The organism is Clostridium sp. NSJ-145 (assembly GCF_021044725.1).
Taxonomy (GTDB): Bacteria; Bacillota; Clostridia; order Clostridiales; family Clostridiaceae; genus Clostridium; species Clostridium disporicum_B.
The window spans coordinates 55,783-77,125 of sequence record NZ_JAJNOS010000009.1 but is presented as its reverse complement, the minus strand read 5'-3'; the positions used below and the strand labels follow the sequence as shown (position 1 = coordinate 77,125).

Genomic DNA, 21,343 nt, shown 5'->3' with positions numbered 1-21,343 from the left:
GGCTTGCTAGCTTTTTATATTTTTTATTTTAGCATATAATATAATAAATATGTTTTCATAACTTTTAAGGAGGAAAGTAAATGTTCAAATTTTTAACTATTTTAATTCACCTTATAAACTTTTTTACTATAGTTTATAAGGTATTTAAAGAAAAACGTCCTGCTAATAGTATTATTGCCTGGACTCTAATTTTATATTTAGCACCTTTTATTGGCTTTATTGCATTTTTACTAGTAGGTAGACGATTAAATAATGCTAATATGTTTGGAGTAAAAGATTCAGAACTTAAAATATTTAACATATATAATGACTATATTAAAGAAAGAGAGTTATTTAAAAGCACTAATAAAAACTTAAAAAATTTAGATATGATTATGTCTCTAGAAGCTATTGAATTTTCTCCTTATAGAGATGATAACAATATAGAACTATTCTCAGACGGAAAAATATTTTTTGAAGAATTATTAGAAAGTTTAAAAAAGGCAAAAAAAAGTATAAATATTGAATTTTACATATTTAAAAGTGATGATATAGGTTCTAAAATTTTAAATATTTTAGAAGAAAAAGCTCGTGCTGGTGTAGAAGTGAGATTTCTTTATGATTCTGTAGGAAGTAGGTCTCTTAATAAAACTCGACTTAAACCATTAATTGATGCCGGATGTAAAATTGGTGAATTTTTCCCTTCTTGGTTAAAAATCATTAATCTAAATATGAACTTTAGAAATCACAGAAAAATAGTAGTTATAGATAACACTATCGGCTTTGTTGGCGGATTTAATGTTGGTGATGAGTATTTAGGAAAAGATAAAAAGTTTGGCTACTGGAGAGATACTCATATAAAATTTGAAGGCTCTGCAGTAAAAGATTTAAATTTAAGATTTCTAGCAGACTGGAGATATGCAACTAAAGAAGTAGTTGATTTAGAAAAGATACTTATTTTTGATGAATCCAACTTAAAACCTGCTAATGATGGTATGCAAATACTATCAAGCGGACCTAACTTAAGTGATAATTATGAAATCAAATTAGGTTATTTAAAAATGATTCAAAAAGCAAAAGACTATATTTATATTCAATCTCCTTATTTAATCATAGATAAAAGTATTTCAGATAGTTTAAAACTTGCTGCTTTATCTGGTGTTGATGTAAGAATAATGATTCCTGGAAAAGGAGATCACCCTTTTGTTTACTGGGCAAATCTTTTTTATGCTGGTGAATTATTAGATTCTAATGTAAAAATATATCATTACGATAAAAATGCCTTTCTTCATGCAAAGACAGTGGTAATTGATGATGAGATATGCTCAGTTGGAACTGCTAACATGGATACAAGAAGTTTTGAATTAAACTTTGAAGTTAATGCATTTATTTACTCCGAAAAAATTGCTAAAGAGCAAAAACAAGAATTTAAAAAGGACATATTAAAATCAACTCAACTAACTTTAGAAGCTTATAATAATAGAGGTAGATCTGCAAAAATTAAAGAGTCTTTTTCAAAATTATTTTCATCTGTATTATAAATTTCTCTTAATATAAAAATGCACTTTATTCTCTAATTACTTTTATATAAAAAACTACAATTATTATATGGACTAATTATTAATATTTAATGATTAGTCCATATTCTTATAATCTATATTTATTTGAACTATACTATATTATTAAAATTAACAGAAATTTTCTCTACTATTTCTTTACTATTATCATTCATTCCTACTATATTAACTTTAATATCGTTCTTTGTAAATTTCATTATAACTTTATCTATTGCATCTACCGCTGATTCATCATAAATATTGGCATTAGAAAAATCTATATTTACTTCTTCTACTTTTTCATGATAATCAAATTTATCTATAAAATCTGTAGTTGCAGCAAAAAATAGCGGCCCTTTTACGCTATATTTAATCTTATTACATTCTACAACCTTCTCAACTTGAACGTTTGATGTTTTTGAAGTAAAAAATACAGAGCTTAATATTATTCCTACAATAACTCCATAAGCTAAATTATTTGTAAGCAAAACTATTATAACTGTAGTTATCATTACAATAGTGTCAGGTATTGGTACCTTTCCTAAGGTTCTTAATGAATTCCAATCAAACGTTGTTATAGCTACAACTACCATAACTGATGCTAATGCAACTACAGGCATTCTTATAAATAATTTATTAAACAAAATTACAAATATAAGCATAACTGTTCCGGGTGTTAAGGTAGATAGTCTTCCTCTCCCTCCATACTCTTGATTTATTATAGTTTGACCAATCATTCCACACCCTGCTATTCCGCCAAAAAATCCTGTAACTATATTGGCTACTCCTTGGCCAACACACTCCCTATTTTTATTACTTCTAGTATCAGTCATATCATCAACTAACTGAGCTGTTAATAATGATTCAACTAATCCAACTATTGATAGTGAAAATGAATATGGTAATATTATTCTTAATGTTTCTAAATTTAAAGGTACATTAGGTATAAAAAATCTAGGCAATTCTGTTGTTATCTTTCCCATATCTTCTAAAGTAGGTACATCAATTTTACTTATAAAAACGATAAGAGTTATAATGACTATTGATACTATTGGAGCTGGAATTATTTTAGTTATCCTAGGTAATAAATATATTATAGCTACCCCTATTACACCCAGTAAAACTAAAATATATGACCCTTTAAAATGTGGTAACTGAGCTTTAAGCATCATTATTCCTAAAGCATTTACAAATCCTATCATAACAGGTTTTGGAATAAATTTAAGAAGTTTTCCTATCTTTAAAAATCCAAAAACTACTTGAAATATACCTGCCAATATAGTTGCTAATAACATATATTCTACCCCATGCTCTCTAACTAAACTTGCAAGCACAAAAGCCATAGAGCCTGCCGCAGCAGATATCATTCCAGGCCTGCCTCCAAATATAGCAGTAACAATAGACATAGTAAAACATGAATATACTCCAACCATAGGATCAACCCCTGCTACAATTGTAAACCCTATTGCTTCTGGTATAAGTGCCATACAAGTTACAATCCCTGCAACTAAATCAGTCCTCAAATTACCAATCCACTCTCTCTTGTACTCCTCCATAAAAATCATCCTTTAATAATTATTTATTTGCTAATATTAGCTTTCCATCGTTACCTTAAGATATTCAAAGAATTTATTAACAAACAAAAAAAGTATAGTAATGACTTTATCACTACCATACCTTAATCAGATTCTATGCTTCTCTTGGAATTTCTATATTAAATTCAATATAGTCATCTTCTACATTTAAATATAGTTTTCCTTTATGTTTATCTAATATATTCTTAATATTTAATAATCCATATCCTCTATTGCTTCCTTTAGTTGAATATCTTTCTTTAAACATTTTTTCTACTAACTTTTTATCTATAGATTCTATTGAATTTTTCACATATATTATGTATTCTTTATCTTCTTCATATATATCAAGTTCTACATACTTTTCTTTGCATACTACACTACTCTCAATTGCATTATTTAACAAATTTGATAATAACACTGTTAACTCTGAATTATCTAGTGATATATTTTCTAAACTGCTTTCAATATTATAATCAAATTCTACCTCATAGTTTTCTGCTAATTGCACCTTACTAAAAATAATAGCCTTTATAATAGTATTTTCTATTTTTTAAATATTTTTTCAATACCAATAGTTGCATCTATATTTAATCCATTTTCCTCTATAGAAAGTTGATTTAAGTTTACTCCATTAAAATTTTCTTTATATACAACTACATTACCATTATTGAACTCTAGACTTAATCCACTATCACTTGGAAACCAGTCCTTAACAAAACTATTTAATGCCAAATTAACTATCCAATCAGCAACCTTTATATCTAGAAACTTTACTTCATCAATATTAATTACAAGATCTTTATTTTCATTTAATACTGGATTAATTCTCACCTCTATCGGTGTCTTAATTACTTTATTTACTTTGTAATTAACATATACACTTATAAAATTTTCCCCTATATCTACTTTTAAATCTTCCATTTTTTCGTTATTTGTATGTTGTAGATAATAGTCTACTCCATTTGCTATAGACTCTTTTGGTACAAATAACTTTCCTTTAAATCCTACAGGATTATTTATTATTTCAATATCTATTGCTTTAACTCCTGAAATAGCACTTAAAAATTCTATAACTCCTTCTATATCATCAGTATTTGAATTATCTACTTCTTCATTTTTAATATTCTCATTTTTACTTTCTACAGACTTATTAAAATATGAACATCCAAATATACTTATAATAATTATTACTAAAATTACTATAATAATTGATACTCTTGTATTTTTCATATAACTCCTACCTTTCTAATCTATTTTATAATTAATGTTTATTTTATTAGTTACTCATAGTATCACACATAATAATAAATAATACTATTAATATATAAAAATAAAGGTATTAGAATCATCTACATACTGACTCTAATACCTTTGCTTTATCTTTTTGCCATGAAATGCAATCCTTCCGCCTTGACTCTTATCAATCTTTCATCATTGCCCCAAATTTAACTAAACTCATCTTTAAGTAAGTTATCTTTCAAATTTGGCATAGCTAAAATTTTTAAATTTACAATAGTTAAATTCTAATATCCTTGAAATACAGCTATCGCTCTGACTAAACTTCCTTCAGCCTTTATTTTTAATGGTTGCGCAAAAACCGAAAAATTCTCTTCGTATATTAACTTTTCTAAGTTTGTTAAATTTTCTAATATAAAAATATTATTGTTTAAAAATATGCTATGAACTTCATATGGACTTCTATCAGGTGAAGGCATATCAACTCCTACCATTTTCACTTTCTTTCTAACTAAAAATTCTGCCATCTCTTTAGTTATTATAGGATGATTTTCATAATATTCTTTTTGTCCATACTTTTTATCAAATCCAGTATAGAATAATACTATATGATTTTCTTTTATTAACTTAAAATATTCATCTTTTAAATTAATTTCTTGTTGCCCTCTAACATCCAGTAATACACCCTTACCAATAAAATTATCTAGTGGATAATCACAAATATACTTATCACTCTCTATCATATGCATCGGTGCGTCTATATGAGTTCCAGCATGCATAGTACCTGAATAAGTAATAGATTCATATTCATCCTTATTTAAATCTGATATTTTCTCTAAGTTTACCTCTTCGTCACCTGGATAAACTGGCATACCATTGTCAATTTCATAAGATAAATCTAAAAACTTCATATACCCTTTCCTCTCCTTTGATTTTAAACCCCACATAGTTTTTAGGACTATTTCTCTAAGTTATTATTGTTTCATTAATTTTAAATTTATAAACATACATACTATTTTAATTTCCATAATCTTTTTAAGTTACTGCTCCATAAACTATTATTAAACTACACTTTATAGGTAGTCCTATAATTACTTTATGATAAGTCCTTAAACCATATATATGTTCCTATATTCATTATTATGTCTTCATCCTATATCCCACTTAACTACTTATATTTAATATATGAAGTTATCCTTCGTGCCGCATACTCATTATATCCTATTTTTTTCTATTTTGTAATATAATTTTATATTCAAATTAATACATAAAATAACATTCATTTGTTGAATTTTGTCTTAATTTTTACTTATTTTTTTATTATTTCTGTAGCTATAGAATACTCAACAACAGTTTCACCTTCTAAAACTCTATGTTGAACACAACCTAATCCTTCTGAGTAATAATATACCTTCACATATTCAATATCGTTAATAGTCTCCTTCTCCCAAGTTTTCACATAAGCTCCTTCTAAGCTTAATTCTCCTAATTTCAAATTTTCACCAACTTCAACAATTTCTTTATCTTCCCATCTAGTTCCTACAGCTATAGGTTCATTTAATAAAAGTATCTCTTCAGTATTATCTCTCTTATCAAGATAATTTATAGTTTCTATATTAGCCATCTCATCTTCTGTTAAATCTCCAGTAAATACTCTATAAAGACCATTTTCTTTAACTTCATATACATTTACATAAGGTCCCTTTCCATTAGTTCCTACAACTTGATATGCCGAACCATTTCCTATTATATAATCATTATTTGAAACTAAATCACTAGCTTCATATTTAATCTCATATTTTCCATTTGGGATAAACATTCCTATAGTTAATTTATTACTAGCTTCATTATTTTCAAGTTCTGTTTTATTTTCACCATTAGAATCACTTTGAATATCTATTGTTAAATATTCAATATTAGGATTTCCATCTTTTAAATTTTCAGTTAAGTAATATTCTAATTCTCCTTTACTATTACTAAACTTAATTTTATAGGTAGGAGTACCTTCTGAACGACTTGCTTGTACTTCTACAACTGTATTTTTCTTAATAGCCGTCATCTCACACTCTAGCTCTTTTTCTACAAACTTATCATTTTCATAGTCTACAGACCATATTTCAACATTAGTATTATCTTCAGCTGATACTATTAAAAACTTTTCATTACTTTCATCTTGAAGTACTACCTTAGTAGTTTCCCCTAATGATTTATATTGCTCTTCTGTATACCTATTTACAATAATAGCAATAGTATCATCTGTCATACCATTTTCCCAAAAGAAATTAGAACTTGTCCCATTTTGCTGATTTAATGCATCAGCTATACTAGATGATAGATCTTTATCATCATTATCTCTACTTGAACATCCAACAGATAAAACAGCTATTGCTGCTATAATAAAACATAATATACTTCTTTTAATCTTCATAAAAACACTTCCCTCTTAACTTATAATTTAATTATGTCTATCAAATATTTTACCATATTTTGTAATTATTTTCTCATTTATTGTTCTAATTTTTTCACTCTTATCATATACTATTCGATATATTTTTCATTATTACAACATTCTTACAATAGTAGTAATTAAAATACTTATTTTACAATCTACTTAGGAACATTTACCACATATTTTTAGTCTTAATATATAAATGGATAAAATATCAAAATTAATGAGGTGATTATTATAAAAAAATGTTTCTTATTTTTTGCATATATAATATCTTTTCTTCTCATAACAGGTTGTTTCTCTTCAGAAAGCTCAACTATAACTGGCAGATATTTAAAAGTTAAAAATAATTCTATGATAATAGATGAGTATGGGTGTCCTATAGTAATGAGTAATGATTCTAAAAAAGAAGATTTATTTAAAGATTTAGAAAACGGTGATAGAATCAATATAAATTGTATTGCAGTTCTAGAAAGCTATCCTGGTCAATGTTCTGTTTATAAAATTAAATTTATTGAAAAAGGTACTATTGATGATATTCCTAAAGAAACCCTAGATACGTTAAAAGAAATGGGCTAGATTGATGATTATTAATAAAAAAAAAAGGTTGACACAATGCCAACCTTTTCATCACTACTCCAGTAGCTCAACTATTTCTTTTATTATTTCGTCTATACTTTTTCCAGTAGTATCAAGCTTAATTGTATCCATAGCTTTATACATATCGTATCTTTCTAGGCTTCTCTCTATATTTTTACTATCTCTTAAGCCTAACTTTACATCATTTTCAATTCTTTTAATAAGCTCTTCTTTAGTACACATTAAAGTTATTTTATAGATTTCTATATTTTCAGTATTAATTCTTTTTAATACCTCATTCATAATGTCATCACTTTGAATAACCCAATTAAATACTACATACTTAGAAGTTGAATTTGATAAATAGCTATTTAATATAAAGCCTATGTTATTTAAAACCATCTCTTTATTTTCATCATTAACTATGAATGGATTCATAGCCCAACAATTATCTCCATCAAGCCAAAAAGAATTCTCAAGTTCCTTATATAATTTTTTACTGACAGTAGTTTTACCTACTCCCATAACTCCATTAATAATAATCAATTTCTTCATATGTTCTAATCCCCTCTAAATGTCTATCTTGCAAAGTATCAATTCTTAAACTTTTTTTGCAAATATTCCTGTAACCCTTGTAATTAAAACAACAACTTTCTCAAATTCTTCTTCATCTTTGCATTTAATTCTTATAGTATTTGTATAACTAAGGATATCATCCTTTATAGTTATTTCTATTAATTTTTTCTTTCTTATTAGAGTCTCTCTAAAAGCAATATCTACAAAGTCACTTGCGCTTATAAACTTATTATTAGCAAGCACTATACCTTCAGCATATATAACTTGTTTTGATGTAAAATAAAAATATCCATATGCAATTAATAGTATTACTAATCCAATTATAATTATTGGATTATCACTTAAATTAATACTTACAAACATACCTGAACTGCTTTTTATAAACGCACATATAACAATATATACAGTTACAATCGCTAAGCATACAAATATCCCCAAATAATAATCGCCATTTCTACTTTCAGCAATAATATTCTTATTTCTAATTTCTACACCTTTTTTATTTCTCTGTTTTTCTAATATCTCTCCACCAATAAAAGAAACTATCATAGCACAATAAATAACTATACCTATAATAGAATTTACACCATTTGCAAAAACCTCCATTAAGAATAAAGCAAGTAATACAGTTGGTAGCAAACTTTTTTTGCCTTTCATATTAAACATTTGTTTTTCACTCCTATTTATCTCGTTATATTTTTTCCTTATAGCTATACGATTTTCCACAGCTAATCTTTTTCAGTTCTCACCTAAACCTACTTTTACATTATTTACTATTATTTTACACAATTCATCTATTCAATTCCATAAAAACTTATAAAAAAAGTACATCACTCCATTAAATAGCAAATGATGTACTTTAAAATTTTTTAAAATCCTTTATATAGCCATTGGGTTGGAATTAAATATGTCCACGGCATTGTAACAATAGCTATTGTTATCGCTACCATCATTCTTATCTTAGAATCATCTATTAATCTGTTAAATACAATATAATAATTAAATGTCCAAATTAATAATACTGCTAATACTACTGCGGCTACTACTATTATAAGTCCTATAATATTACTAAATGGGTTATAGCATATAGCTGAAATTATGTCATTTGCTCCTTCGCCTGTTTCTAAAATCAGCATTGTTACAAACAACATTATCGCTCCTACTATATCACCTAAAAATCCAAATATCCAAACCTTCAATATGCTCTTTTTATATAACTGTCCCATAGAAAGCCCTGTACTCTTAACCACCTTAAATATTGCAAAAGCTACTAAAATCACTAAGCTATCTATAACAAAATTACCTATAAGAGCAAGCAGTGCTAATGGTGGAAATATCCACATCATCCATATAGGAAATATTACATTATTTAACTTAACCCCTTTTTTCATTCTCAAATCCCCCCTATATTATTACATCAACAATAAAATTATTTTTATCTACATTTATCTTAAGCTCACCATTCTGAAGTTTCATCAAACTATTTGCTATATCTAAGCCCAATCCTGAACCTTCTGTATTTATTGAAGATTCACCCCTTCTAAATCTTTCCAATAGTTCTTCTCCATTCATTTTTATTTCATCTTCAGTAGTATTTTTAAATATTATTCTTGTGTAATAACCTCTGCTAAAATCTACTGATTCTTCTTGTTCAAGCTTTATATATACATCGGAATCCTTTGCAGAGTATTTTAGTATATTGGAAATTAAATTATGAACTACTCTTGTCATCTTCTTATAATCTGCATAACTTCTCTTAATTTCTTTATCTTCTATAGATATATTAAATCTCAAGGAAGAGTCTTCTATTCTCTCTTTAAATTCAAAAAGGGCCTTTTCTAATAACTTATCTACTCTCATTTCAATAAATTCTAGCTTCACTTCACCTGTATTTGTTCCTAAAGAATCCTTTAAATCATCCACCAAATTTTTCAAACTCAATGCCTTCCTCTCTAATATATCTATATATTCATCCCTTTTAACCTCAGTTAAATCTTCATTATTTAAGAAATTAACATAATTAATTACTGATGTTAATGGAGTTTTTAAATCATGAGATACATTAGTTATAAGCTCAGTCTTACTTATAAAAGAGCTTTTTTCTATAATTCCTGTATTTTCTGCAATATTCATTAAATCCTCTATGGCATTAAATGTTATACTTAAATCACTAGAGTTAATTTCATTTATTTTACTTCTTTTTTCTTCAATCTTTTTCTTTAATGAGGACAAATCATAATTTTCATCTCCCACTATCTCTTCTAAAGTAGATGAAAGTACAACTCCTTTAAAATAGTTTTTTGCTACTATAAAGCCCAAATAAATAAGTATTACTATATTAACTACAATAATCCACCAAAGTATTGTTCTCTTTATGTCAATTTCCTCCATAGTAACCTGAAATAATATCTGATATAAAGTCATATAAAATAAAACCAATATAAATACTCTGATTAACCTATTAATAATTCTATATTTATAGTAGGTTATCTTTTCATAACTAATCTTTGAATCAGTTGTATATACCTTATTTTTTATTACAAGCTGAACTATTGATATAAAAGTTATTATTGCAAATACTACCCATGTTAAAAGAACTATATACTTGCTAGCTTCTGTATCATATCTTGGAAAAAATCTATCTCCAGTAGTATGTACAAGTTTTCTTACCACAAAGTAATTTATTATTAACAGAACTCTTCCAAGCCAAGTTTCTATAAGTACTCTTTCATTTATAATCTTAAATTTATTAGCCTCCTCATTACTTACCCATCTTCTACAGAACTTCTTTGCTTCAATATACTTGCTTATCATCATTTTCACTCTCCTCTTTATAGATTTCGAATGATATTATGACGCTGAATAAATCTGCTTTAATATCTAAGTCAAAGTCTCCACTTTGAAGAAGAACTAAATTTTTAGCAATCTCAAGAGCAAGTCCTGATCTATCCTCTTCATTATTTTTATTAATAATGTTAACTAAGTCGTCCGGTTCAATATTTAATTCTTCCTTAGATACATTTCTAATCGTTATATAAGCCCTATTATCCTTAGTAAATAAATCAACATATACCCTGCTTCCATCTAAAGAATGCTTTAAAGTATTCTGAATCAAAATATCAAATACCCTCCACATTTTTTCTCCATTACACTTAATATATATTTTCTCCTTTGGAATACTAATTTTATAAACAAGCCTTGAACTATCTATTTTATCTTTGTATTCAATTAAAGCCTGCTTAAGTAATGAAGATATTTCAATTTTTTCAGTATATATATTTATATCACCACTTGATACTTTTGCAGCCTCAAATAATTCATCAATTAATAACTTTATATTATTAGACCTATATTTGAGATTATAGATTGCCTCTTCGTCATTCTTATCTTCTTTCAGCTTTTCTATATTTTCTAAAATGCTTTCTAGTGGCTTGTCCAATTTATTTGTAACATTATTAACTAACTCTATATTCATCTTTTCATTTCTATTTATATTATCTATAGATTTCACTACCCTATCTAATATGTTTTTAATTTCTTCAGCTACCTTCCCATACTGTTTACCAAGAAAATATCTATAATCCTCATCTCCTATAAGCTTGCTTTGGATATTCTCTATACTTACTTTACCTAATTCTATTCCTTCAATAAACTCTTCAATATTTCTCCAGGTTAATCCTACTCTTAAAGTATTAAATAAAATTCTTATAAACAAATTTATATTAACATGAACTAGTAGTATAATTGATAAAACTAACAGTCTATTATCTTTTATATAACTAAGTATAAATATAGAGATTAAAATGAATATAATATTGAATATAAATTTTGATATCTTTAAACTTCTTCTTATAAGAATTTTATCCTTTTTAATTTGTGTCAATCTTATATCCAATACCCCATACCACCTTTAAATACCTTGGATTCTTAGAATCTATCTCGATTTTTTCTCTTATTCTTCTAATATGAACCATAACAGTATCTGTTGAGAAGCAAGGTTCACCCCATGCACTTTCATATATAGCCTCTGCTGAATAAACTCTTCCAGCATTACTCATAAGAAGCTCTAATATCTTATATTCTATAGGAGTAATCTTTACATTTTCCCCATTAACCTGAAATGATTTACTTCTTTTATCAAGTTCTAAATCACCAACCTTAATCTTTTCTAAGTCTTCCTCTTCTTTATAATGACCAAAAGCCATATATCTTCTTAATTGAGATTTTACTCTTGCTATAAGCTCTAAAGGGTTAAAAGGCTTAGTTATATAATCATCTGCCCCTACGTTTAATCCTAAAATCTTATCTGTATCCTGTGATTTTGCAGAAAGGATTATTATAGGTATATTTCTATCCTCTCTTATTTTCATAGTTGCTCTCATTCCATCCATTTTAGGCATCATTACATCAATTATTACTAAATGAACTTCTTCTTTTTCTAAAATCTCTAAAGCTTCTAGTCCATCATAAGCCTTTAAAATCCTTATATCTTCATTCTGTAAATATATCTCTATTGCATCTATTATTTCTTTTTCATCATCTACTACCAAAACAGTATACTTACACATATCTTCTACCACCTTAAATTTCATCACATCAATTATAGCATTATTTCCTTTAACTTAATATTACAGTATAAATCTTACAACCTAATATCGTATTTCTAAAATTTTTCTAACAAAAAAATTCTGAACCCAACATTTTAACTATGTTGACTTCAGAATCATCCATTAATCTCTAAACTTTATACAATTAAACAACTTTAACAAAAATAAATATATCATCAATACAACAAATAAAACCATAGCTGTAACAACGCCAATAGCTAGATTATATTCACTTAATACACCGTTTATAACTCTTCCAATAATTATTGATACAAAAGAAAAAATCAAAGGCTTAATAATCCAGTTATTAAAATTAATTTTTAAATTTGTTACCTTAATTACTCGTAAAAAACTCAATATAAAGCTAAAAACTGTAGTAATTAACATTGTAATAATTAATCCACTTACTCCTTTTAAAGGTACTATAGTATATATAAGAACAATCTTTAGAACTGACTCCAATATCTGATATTCTAAAGATTTTACCTGTTGATTTAATCCATTTAATATTCCGCCTACAATCATATCTATATACATAAAAGGAATAGCTATAGAAATCATTTTAAAGAATATTCCTAAATCATCTCTATTATATATAGAAATTGATAGTTCATTATAAAAATTAGAGAATATAAAAAAAGACATAATACCTATAATACACGTAAATCCTATACTTCTACTAATTAAACTATTTACTCTTTCATTGTTATTTATGGCTTTTGCTCTTGAAATCTCTGGTATTAAGACTCTTCCTAATGACATTAATAATACTGCTGGAAATGATATTATAGGAAAAACCATTCCCATTACGCCTCCTAAAACACTGACTGCTTCTTTTGTAGACATACCAAACTTTACAAGGCTTGCAGGTATTAATATCATCTCTACTGATCTAAAGGCTGACATAATATAAGAACTTCCTGCTACAGGTAATGCTATATTAAATAATCTTTTTAATAAATCTCCGCTTTTCTCTTTTATAACATTAAAGTTTTTATTTTCTTTCTTTTCTAATTTATACGATATAAAAACGTAAATACAAGAAAAAATATCACTAATAGCTGTTCCTAGTACAAGTACTGCACATCCATACTCTAACCCACGTGGCATAACTAAACTTAATAATCCAACAACTACAGTTATTTTTATAAACTGTTCTGCAAATTGTGAAGTAATAGGTATAAAAATATCTCTTACCGCGAAGAAATATCCTTTTATACATGATGATATTGAAATAAAGGGAATACTTATAGCTACTATCTTAAGGGATATCACAACTCTCTCGTCTTTTAAAAATAATAAAGCTATATTTTCAGAAAATAAAAATAATACTACAGAGGCAACTATACTTAACCCTCCACATATAGCACACGCTTTAAATACTATTGCTTTAATATTACTGTAATTTTTTCTAGAAACTTCTTCTGAAACTATTCTAGTAACACCTGTACTTATTCCTGAAACCGCAATTGTTATAGCCACAGAACTAACAGTTCCTATAAGTTTATATAATCCCATTCCTTCTGTTCCAACTTCATTAGATATGTATACCTTATATATAATTCCTATTACTCGCATTATAAGAGCTGTAATTGTTAAAATAATTGTATTTACAAAAAGATTCTCTGCTTTTTTATTCATATAGTACCTCTCATTTATTTATATAGCTACTATATGTTAAGCAATTATGATTAATTACTCTAAGTAATAACTTAATAATTACATATAAAATACGTTAAAAATATAAAATGACAAGTTAGTAAATATAATCTGTACTGTAGGGTTTAAGCAAAATTTTAAGTAACCTCTTGAAAATATTATTACTAACTTATCATTTCTTATATCATTTAATAAATATCTTTATATTTTATTTATTTTCTTTTTCTATAGTAATACATTACTCCTGCAAGTACTCCACCAAGAATAATAATTCCACCAGCAATTACTATAAAAATTATTTTATTATTAAAGTTGTTCTCTTTAACTGTTTCTTCATTTTCAACTTCTACTATCTTTTCAGTAACCTTTACTTTCCTAGTTGTAGTAGATTCATTTTTTGAACTATCCACAGCCTTATAGGTTATTATATACTCTCCAGCCTTGTTTACATCTAAATCTCCAGTAATTGTTACAGGTAAAATTCCATCTACCTTATCTTTTGCTACTGCTCCAAGCTCTTCATATTTATTTCCTACTTCTAAGCTTAGTATACTATCACCATTTAACGTTATAATTGGAGCTACTGTATCTACAACTTTTATTTTCCTTACTGCACTAGCTTTATTCCCTGCTTTATCACTTGTTGTATAATTAATTTTATATTCACCTACTTTACCACTATCTATAACTCCACTTATCTTTACTTCAACTGTACCGTCTACTCCATCTTTTCCTATAGCCCCTGGTTCTACATATTGTGTACCAGCTTCTATAGTTATTTCATTTTTCCCATTTAATATTATTTCAGGTGCTGTTGTATCTTTTACATTTACTTTTCTCATTGTAGTTGCTGAATTACCAGAACTATCAGTAACAATGTAAGTTAATTTATATTCTCCTACCTTACTTGTGTTTACTTCACCTGATATAGTCGCTTTAAGTTCTCCATCAACTATATCTTTTCCTATAGCTCCTAATTCTTCATATTTTGTTCCTGCTTCTATTGTTATTTCACTTTTCCCATTTAATATTATTTCAGGTGCTGTTGTATCTATTACCTTCACTTTTCTTGTAAGAGTTGATGAATTTTCTGAATTATCAGTAGCTGTATAAGTTAAAATATATTCTCCTGGAACATTTGTATTAACGTCTCCAGATACAGTTGCTTTAAAATTTCCATCAACCTTATCTATTCCTATAGCTCCTAGCTCTTCATACTTTTGACCTGCATCAATTACTACTTCTGTATCTCCATTAAGAATAATTTCTGGTGGTACTGTATCCACTACATTTACCTTTCTTATAGCAGTTGTAATATTTCTTGAACTATCTATAGCTTTATAAGTTATTATATATTGTCCTAATTTAGATGTATCTACTGCGCTATCTGATGTTACTATAGTATCTACTTTTTCAAATTCATCATAAGCAGTAGCACCTAAGTCTACAAACTGTGATCCTATCTCTATATTTATTTCAGCTTCACCATTTAAAGTTATAACTGGTCCCACAGTATCATCTAAGTTTTTAGTATAATCCTTATTCTTTATAAATTTTCCAGTTACATTTTCTAAATTAATTCCGTCTATCTTCTTAACAAAATCTTTCCAATCAACTATAGTTTTATCAGCTATATCTTCTTCTCCATAATCAATCGTAATTGTATTAATATTTGTTCCTTTAAAAGCATATAAATTTATTTTCACTTTATTTGATACTTCTATTTTTTCTAAAGTACTTGCATCTAAAAACGCTCCTTCTCCAATATCTTTTATGAATGGCATTTTTATTTCTTTTATCTTACTGCCCTTAAATGCATTAACATCAATACTAGTTACTTCAGTATCTTCTATTTTCTCTGGTAAACTTAACTTTTCTTCATTTCCACTATATCCTGTTATCCATATATTATTTTCTTTTTTTTCATACTGTAACTCTGAAACATTAGTAAACTCTTGTTTTGTTATTTCATCTGAAGAATATACCGTAATTCCAGTAAAATATGAATATACTAAAGTTGCAATAATGGATAGTGCTATTATTTTTTTGTAGCCTTTCATCACCTAACCACCTTTAGATTATTATAAAATTACTTTTACTACAGTATATGAATGTGGTTTTTTTAGTTCCTTATTGTAATCTATTTGTAAACATTGAATTACAGTATAAATAAAAGGTATAGCAAATTAATTACTATACCTAAAAAACTATTTATAAACTTATTTTTAATCCCTTATATTCCTTTTTAGCAAGCGACAATTTCCTTAATCATAAATTCCTTACCTGATAACATATCTAATTTTATTCCTTCACACTTAGGGCATACCCCTTTATTTTCTCTAAAATTAAATACCTTATTACACTCTTTACATATAGCATTTGCAGGTAAAACTTCTATCTCTAATTTTGTTTGCTCTAAAAAAGTTCCGTCTACAGCTGCCGGATAACAAGAATATATATATTTAGGAATCATAGAAGATACCTCCCCAATTTGTAAAACTATCTTTTCTACATCTGTAAGATTCTGCTCTAAGACAATTCTCTCTACAGTTTTAACTACTTCAATTACTACTCCTAGTTCATGCAAATTAATCACCTTCCTTTATGGTTATTTGCTTTATTTATACTAAGATATTATTTTGCAAATAGCTTTTTTACCTTTTTAATAGCAATTTTTCCTTTACGCTTAATCATCGTTTTAGCTACTATAGGTTTAGCATGTTCATACGCAACACCTTCACCATCATACTCTCTAATAAGTGATATTGCATCAAACTTACATTTCGTTGTACATTGTCCACATCCTACACACATATATTGATCTACTACTGTAGCACCACACCCTAGGCAACGTTCTGTTTCTTTCTTCATTTGCTCCTCTGTAAATGTGCCACGTACATCCTTAAATAGGTTCTTCTCCTTTTTACTAATATTATGTCCTACTCTTTGTCTTGGAACACTATCATATCCTCCAAGTACAATATTATTTTTATCAAACTCATGATATTTTCTTCTATCACGACCAAGCACCAAACTTTGGCCTGGATGAACATACCTATGAATAGAAATTGCACCTTGCTTACCAGCAGCTATTGCATCTATCGCAAACTTAGGTCCTGTAAATGCATCTCCTCCTACAAATATGTCTTGTTCCTCTGTTTGATAAGTAAACGAATTCGCCTTTATAGTATTATTTGGATTTAATTCAACCTTAGTACCTTCTAATAAATTACTCCAATCTATAGCTTGACCTACAGATATTAATACATAGTTTGCTTTAACTATTTTTGTATCATTTTCATCATACTTAGGACTGAATCTACCATTTCCATCAAATACCGATATACATCGCTTAAATTCCACTCCAGTTACTTTACTGTTTTCTGTGACTATTCTCTTAGGCCCCCAAGAATTATTTATAACTATATTTTCTTCTATGGCTTCTTCAATTTCTTCTTCAAGAGCTGGCATTTGCTCTCTACTCTCTAAGCAATACATATTAACAGTTGTAGCTCCTACTCTAGTAGCATTTCTAGCAACATCTATAGCAACATTACCTCCACCTATAACTACTATCTCTCCCTCAAGCTTTATATCTTCACCTAAATTTACATTACGAACAAAATCAACTCCAGGTATAACACCATCAGAATCTTCACCTTCTATACCAAGTCTTCTACCAGCTTGAGCACCTATGGCTAAGTAAAATGCTTCATAACCTTCCCCTCTCAAAGAATTAATAGTTACATCTTTACCTACTTCAACTTCTGTTTTAAACTCAACTCCTAATTCCCTCAACACCTCAATTTCTGCATTAACTACTTCTTTTTCAAGTCTAAATGATGGAATACCTAAAGTTAACATTCCTCCAAGAGCCTTTTGCTTTTCAAAAACTGTTACCTTATATCCATCTATAGCCAAGAAGAATGCACAAGAAAGTCCTGCTGGACCTGACCCTACTACTGCTATCTTCTTCCCATAATCATGTTTCTTTTTAGGTATATAACGATGTTTTACATTTAAATCTTGTTCTGCGATAAACTTCTTTATATCATCTATAGCTATTGCCTCATCTATCTCTCCTCTAGTACATGCTGATTCACAACCTCTCGGACATATACGTCCACATATTGCCGGAAATGGATTTTCATGTTTTATAAGCTCAAGTGCCTCCTTGTATCGCCCTTGAGAAGCTAACTTTATATATCCTTGAATTGATATGTGCGCAGGGCATGCTGTCTTACATGGGCTTGTTCCTGTATCAATAACATTCTCTCTATTTATACGATAATCTGGATTCCACTTGTCCGATCCCCACTCTGTATCCCTAGGAGTTTCTATTTCCTTAGGTACTATAGGTGTCTTAGCACATAGTTTTTGACCTAACTTTAATGCATTAACTGGACAATTTTCAACACACTCACCACATGCAACACATTTATCTGTATCAACTTTAGCAACATAATTTGAGCGTACCATATCATTATTTATAAACATTTCAGCCGTTCTTAAAGCAAGACATGAGCACCCGCAGCAATTACAAATAGCATGAGTTTTTCCTGAGCCATCAAGATTTGGAATTTGATGCATTAAACCATTTTCTTCTGCTCTCTTAATTATCTCAAATGCTTCTTCACGAGTAATTTTCCTACCTCTTCCTGTTCTAATATAATATTCGGCAGCATGTCCCATTTGTATACACATATCTTCTTTTAAATGTCCACATCCTTCTCCCATTGCCTCTCTTGAAGTACGACATGAACAATCAGAAACTGTGAATATATCATTATCATTAAGATATTTTGATATTTCTTCATAAGAAGCTCTTCTAGTTTCACCAGAAATAGCTGTTTCTATAGGTATAACACGCATTAGTCCTACACCTACCGGAAAATTTCCTGCTGTTTTTGCTCCTCTTACTCTTCCATAAGCCTCAAAAGCTTCTGCTATTTGTGGATACTTCTTAACATTTTCCTTATTATTAACCATCATCTCCATAATACCCGGAACCCATGTATCATACCAATACTTATCTACTCCATCTTTCTCATTAACAAAACATACACCTGCCATTGCTAATTCCCACAAAAGCTCTGATGTCTTCTCTACAGTTTTCCCACATAAAGGAGCTATTTCATCTGCGCTCATCGGTTTACGGAACTCCATACATAAAGCAACCTCAGCCATTTCCTCTGTAACAACAGGCTCTAAAATCATATATTCTGGATCTTCAGGCTTAATTCCTGATTTTGACCCCATTTTTTTCCTACTTACCTTATTTGCAAATTCTAATACCTTTACTTTAACACTCATAGTATTATCCTCCCACCTTTATTCTTCTTTAATCTTCATTCCAGGACCTAACTTCTGTTCTTATCCATTCTGCCCATTCATTTATTCCTACACCAGTCTTTGCAGAAATAGGAATAATTTTCGTATTAGGATTTAATTTTGTAATATATTCTTTTACTAAATCTAAATTAAAATCAAAATAATCAATTGCATCTATCTTATTTATTAATACAACATCTACTATTGAAAACATTAAAGGATATTTTAAAGGTTTGTCATGTCCTTCTGGTACGCTTAAAATCATTGCATTTTTTGAAGAGCCAGTATCAAACTCTGCTGGACATACTAAATTACCTACATTCTCTAAAATAGCAAAATCTATATCTTTAGTTTTTAACGCCTCTAATCCTTGTTTTGTCATATCTGCATCAAGATGACACATTCCACCTGTGTGTAACTGAATTACTTTAGCACCTGTTTTAGATATTGTATTAGCATCTACATCTGAATCAATATCGGCCTCCATAACACCTATTTTCATTTCATCTTTTAAAGTTTCTATTGTTCTTAAAAGAGTAGTTGTTTTCCCTGACCCTGGAGATGACATTAAATTTAATAAGAATGTCTTTTCATTTTTTAACTTTTCTCTAAGTAAATCTGCTTGCTTATCATTGTCATCAAAAATACTTTCCTTGACTTCAATAACCTTGTACTTCTCCATAATATTCTCTCCTTTTATCAACATAATTTGTTAGTTTTTTAACATTATTGTTCAAAAAATTTTACTTTACACAAACTTTAGTATTTTCTTCTTTAATCTTTTTGTAAGTTTCTAATTCACAATATAACTCGTCTTTTAATGGATTTTTATGTTTTTTAATAATTGTTCTAATTTGATATATAGCTACAGCTAAATTGGCTAATAATGATATTATACTGATTGTGTAGTAAGCAGTTGGATTATGTGATGATTGTATAGCATGTTGTCCCGTTGATAATATATTGGGGAATGTCATTACTATCATCATCCAAAATGCTAATGTTTGTGCTCTATGTTGTAACCACGCACCTTTTTTTATTGTAAATGCTGGAATAGTTGCAGCTAATAATAAACCTAATCCAGAATATAACGCTCTGTCAGTAACACAATTGTATACATATGCAAAATTCCAAATATCATAAGCTATAATCCAAAACCAACACATATCAGGCCATATCATATCTTTTTGTTTATTTTTACTGATTATAATACCGAACCAGCCACAAATAGTAAGCATATTTAATATTCCAGCTGCTGCATTTAAATAATTCCAATTTCCGCCTAAATAAGTCATTCCATCTATTACACCACTTAAGTTAACGATTTCAATTTCTCTAATAACGGCCTCTAAAATATTAATAGCAAGTATTCCTGGTACTAATAAATAAAACCATTTTTTAGCTTGTACTTTTTTAAAATATCTTAGTGTCATAAATATAATGCAACCTGCTAAAGCTGAATAAGTTTTTACCCATTGAAACCAATTTGCTGTTTGCACTCCTGTCCCTGGACCCGATGTTCGTGGCCATACAAAAATAGTTAGTATTATCGGTACTATTACAAATGATATAGTTCCAGTAATCTTGCTATACCTTCCAAATTCATTTAAGAGCATAAGTCCTACAACTACAGCAATAAAAATAAGCCAAGTAGATAAAGAAATATTTTGAAAGAAAAACATTGTTATTACCCCCACTTTAAATTTTTTTAATTTTCTGAAAACATAACAGCTGTTATTTCAATTATACTTTGTTAAAGCTTAATCAACAAGAACAATTTAACAATTTTATAAG

General features: G+C 28.2%; 19 protein-coding genes. 2 read left to right on the top strand and 17 right to left on the bottom strand.

Translation table 11 applies throughout. The features are described 5' to 3' along the window. The first annotated feature begins 80 nt into the window (after nucleotides 1–80). Nucleotides 81–1,520, top strand: coding sequence for a cardiolipin synthase (cls, locus tag LQE93_RS09495; RefSeq protein ID WP_231073255.1), 1,440 nt, complete (start codon nucleotides 81–83; stop codon nucleotides 1,518–1,520). A gap of 128 nt (nucleotides 1,521–1,648) precedes the next feature. Here cls and LQE93_RS09490 read toward each other — a convergent pair whose 3' ends face one another. The 5 genes from LQE93_RS09490 to LQE93_RS09470 form a co-directional block, all read right to left on the bottom strand. Further along, nucleotides 1,649–3,091, bottom strand: coding sequence for a SulP family inorganic anion transporter (locus tag LQE93_RS09490; protein WP_231073239.1), 1,443 nt, complete (start codon nucleotides 3,089–3,091; stop codon nucleotides 1,649–1,651). 133 nt (nucleotides 3,092–3,224) lie between these two features. Then, on the bottom strand, nucleotides 3,225–3,620 hold the full coding sequence (locus LQE93_RS09485) for a sensor histidine kinase (RefSeq protein ID WP_186839062.1): 396 nt from the start codon (nucleotides 3,618–3,620) through the stop codon (nucleotides 3,225–3,227). Between the two features lie 35 nt (nucleotides 3,621–3,655). After that, nucleotides 3,656–4,342 (bottom strand): hypothetical protein, encoded by a 687-nt coding sequence (locus tag LQE93_RS09480; protein ID WP_055267120.1) that lies wholly within the window; start codon nucleotides 4,340–4,342, stop codon nucleotides 3,656–3,658. A gap of 293 nt (nucleotides 4,343–4,635) precedes the next feature. Next, the gene (locus LQE93_RS09475) at nucleotides 4,636–5,259 is read right to left on the bottom strand and encodes a cyclase family protein (RefSeq protein ID WP_231073237.1); all 624 of its coding nucleotides are present in this window, start codon (nucleotides 5,257–5,259) and stop codon (nucleotides 4,636–4,638) included. Between the two features lie 398 nt (nucleotides 5,260–5,657). Then, nucleotides 5,658–6,776 (bottom strand): hypothetical protein, encoded by a 1,119-nt coding sequence (locus tag LQE93_RS09470; RefSeq protein WP_231073231.1) that lies wholly within the window; start codon nucleotides 6,774–6,776, stop codon nucleotides 5,658–5,660. Nucleotides 6,777–7,025: 249 nt separating this feature from the next. On the opposite strand from LQE93_RS09470, the gene LQE93_RS09465 reads away from it, so the two are divergent. Continuing rightward, nucleotides 7,026–7,376, top strand: coding sequence for a DUF3221 domain-containing protein (locus tag LQE93_RS09465; RefSeq protein WP_055267127.1), 351 nt, complete (start codon nucleotides 7,026–7,028; stop codon nucleotides 7,374–7,376). 54 nt (nucleotides 7,377–7,430) lie between these two features. Here the strand turns inward: LQE93_RS09465 and LQE93_RS09460 are convergent, their stop codons facing one another. From LQE93_RS09460 to LQE93_RS09405, 12 genes are all read right to left on the bottom strand, one after another. Further along, nucleotides 7,431–7,931 carry an AAA family ATPase gene (locus LQE93_RS09460; RefSeq protein WP_055267129.1) on the bottom strand — a complete coding sequence of 167 codons (501 nt, stop codon included), beginning with the start codon at nucleotides 7,929–7,931 and terminating at the stop codon, nucleotides 7,431–7,433. Nucleotides 7,932–7,976: 45 nt separating this feature from the next. Next, nucleotides 7,977–8,618, bottom strand: coding sequence for a hypothetical protein (locus LQE93_RS09455; protein ID WP_186839065.1), 642 nt, complete (start codon nucleotides 8,616–8,618; stop codon nucleotides 7,977–7,979). 203 nt (nucleotides 8,619–8,821) lie between these two features. Next, entirely contained in the window at nucleotides 8,822–9,343 is a 522-nt protein-coding gene (locus LQE93_RS09450; protein ID WP_186839066.1) for a hypothetical protein, read from the bottom strand. A gap of 13 nt (nucleotides 9,344–9,356) precedes the next feature. Continuing rightward, complete coding sequence (locus LQE93_RS09445; RefSeq protein WP_186839067.1) at nucleotides 9,357–10,769, bottom strand: sensor histidine kinase; 1,413 nt, start codon at nucleotides 10,767–10,769, stop codon at nucleotides 9,357–9,359. Then, the gene (locus LQE93_RS09440; protein ID WP_055267137.1) at nucleotides 10,747–11,847 is read right to left on the bottom strand and encodes a sensor histidine kinase; all 1,101 of its coding nucleotides are present in this window, start codon (nucleotides 11,845–11,847) and stop codon (nucleotides 10,747–10,749) included. The genes LQE93_RS09445 and LQE93_RS09440 overlap by 23 nt, the downstream gene beginning before the upstream one ends. After that, nucleotides 11,822–12,520: a response regulator transcription factor gene (locus LQE93_RS09435; protein ID WP_055267139.1), complete on the bottom strand. Its 699-nt coding sequence runs from the start codon at nucleotides 12,518–12,520 to the stop codon at nucleotides 11,822–11,824. The genes LQE93_RS09440 and LQE93_RS09435 overlap by 26 nt, the downstream gene beginning before the upstream one ends. A 162-nt stretch (nucleotides 12,521–12,682) precedes the next feature. After that, nucleotides 12,683–14,200: an oligosaccharide flippase family protein gene (locus tag LQE93_RS09430; RefSeq protein WP_186839068.1), complete on the bottom strand. Its 1,518-nt coding sequence runs from the start codon at nucleotides 14,198–14,200 to the stop codon at nucleotides 12,683–12,685. 230 nt (nucleotides 14,201–14,430) lie between these two features. Beyond that, complete coding sequence (locus LQE93_RS09425; RefSeq protein ID WP_231073229.1) at nucleotides 14,431–16,278, bottom strand: immunoglobulin-like domain-containing protein; 1,848 nt, start codon at nucleotides 16,276–16,278, stop codon at nucleotides 14,431–14,433. A gap of 185 nt (nucleotides 16,279–16,463) precedes the next feature. Next, nucleotides 16,464–16,805, bottom strand: a complete 342-nt coding sequence (locus LQE93_RS09420) for a hydrogenase maturation nickel metallochaperone HypA/HybF (RefSeq protein ID WP_231073222.1) — start codon at nucleotides 16,803–16,805, stop codon at nucleotides 16,464–16,466. A 47-nt stretch (nucleotides 16,806–16,852) separates the two neighbouring features. After that, nucleotides 16,853–19,531, bottom strand: coding sequence for an FAD-dependent oxidoreductase (locus tag LQE93_RS09415; RefSeq protein WP_231073220.1), 2,679 nt, complete (start codon nucleotides 19,529–19,531; stop codon nucleotides 16,853–16,855). Nucleotides 19,532–19,559: 28 nt separating this feature from the next. Further along, the gene (gene hypB, locus LQE93_RS09410) at nucleotides 19,560–20,231 is read right to left on the bottom strand and encodes a hydrogenase nickel incorporation protein HypB (RefSeq protein ID WP_231073218.1); all 672 of its coding nucleotides are present in this window, start codon (nucleotides 20,229–20,231) and stop codon (nucleotides 19,560–19,562) included. 61 nt (nucleotides 20,232–20,292) lie between these two features. Beyond that, nucleotides 20,293–21,231: a DUF5692 family protein gene (locus LQE93_RS09405; RefSeq protein WP_231073216.1), complete on the bottom strand. Its 939-nt coding sequence runs from the start codon at nucleotides 21,229–21,231 to the stop codon at nucleotides 20,293–20,295. Nucleotides 21,232–21,343 lie beyond the last annotated feature (112 nt).

What these genes read in the sequence shown, in the direction of transcription:
- hypB (WP_231073218.1), bottom strand. Translation starts at nt 20,231, where the DNA reads ATGGAGAAGTACAAGGTTATTGAAGTCAAGGAAAGTATTTTTGATGAC.
- LQE93_RS09460 (WP_055267129.1), bottom strand. Translation starts at nt 7,931, where the DNA reads ATGAAGAAATTGATTATTATTAATGGAGTTATGGGAGTAGGTAAAACT.
- LQE93_RS09450 (WP_186839066.1), bottom strand. Translation starts at nt 9,343, where the DNA reads ATGAAAAAAGGGGTTAAGTTAAATAATGTAATATTTCCTATATGGATG.
- LQE93_RS09490 (WP_231073239.1), bottom strand. Translation starts at nt 3,091, where the DNA reads ATGGAGGAGTACAAGAGAGAGTGGATTGGTAATTTGAGGACTGATTTA.
- LQE93_RS09405 (WP_231073216.1), bottom strand. Translation starts at nt 21,231, where the DNA reads ATGTTTTTCTTTCAAAATATTTCTTTATCTACTTGGCTTATTTTTATT.
- LQE93_RS09480 (WP_055267120.1), bottom strand. Translation starts at nt 4,342, where the DNA reads ATGAAAAATACAAGAGTATCAATTATTATAGTAATTTTAGTAATAATT.
- LQE93_RS09435 (WP_055267139.1), bottom strand. Translation starts at nt 12,520, where the DNA reads ATGTGTAAGTATACTGTTTTGGTAGTAGATGATGAAAAAGAAATAATA.
- LQE93_RS09470 (WP_231073231.1), bottom strand. Translation starts at nt 6,776, where the DNA reads ATGAAGATTAAAAGAAGTATATTATGTTTTATTATAGCAGCAATAGCT.
- LQE93_RS09425 (WP_231073229.1), bottom strand. Translation starts at nt 16,278, where the DNA reads ATGAAAGGCTACAAAAAAATAATAGCACTATCCATTATTGCAACTTTA.
- LQE93_RS09475 (WP_231073237.1), bottom strand. Translation starts at nt 5,259, where the DNA reads ATGAAGTTTTTAGATTTATCTTATGAAATTGACAATGGTATGCCAGTT.
- LQE93_RS09445 (WP_186839067.1), bottom strand. Translation starts at nt 10,769, where the DNA reads ATGATGATAAGCAAGTATATTGAAGCAAAGAAGTTCTGTAGAAGATGG.
- LQE93_RS09415 (WP_231073220.1), bottom strand. Translation starts at nt 19,531, where the DNA reads ATGAGTGTTAAAGTAAAGGTATTAGAATTTGCAAATAAGGTAAGTAGG.
- LQE93_RS09455 (WP_186839065.1), bottom strand. Translation starts at nt 8,618, where the DNA reads ATGTTTAATATGAAAGGCAAAAAAAGTTTGCTACCAACTGTATTACTT.
- cls (WP_231073255.1), top strand. Translation starts at nt 81, where the DNA reads ATGTTCAAATTTTTAACTATTTTAATTCACCTTATAAACTTTTTTACT.
- LQE93_RS09430 (WP_186839068.1), bottom strand. Translation starts at nt 14,200, where the DNA reads ATGAATAAAAAAGCAGAGAATCTTTTTGTAAATACAATTATTTTAACA.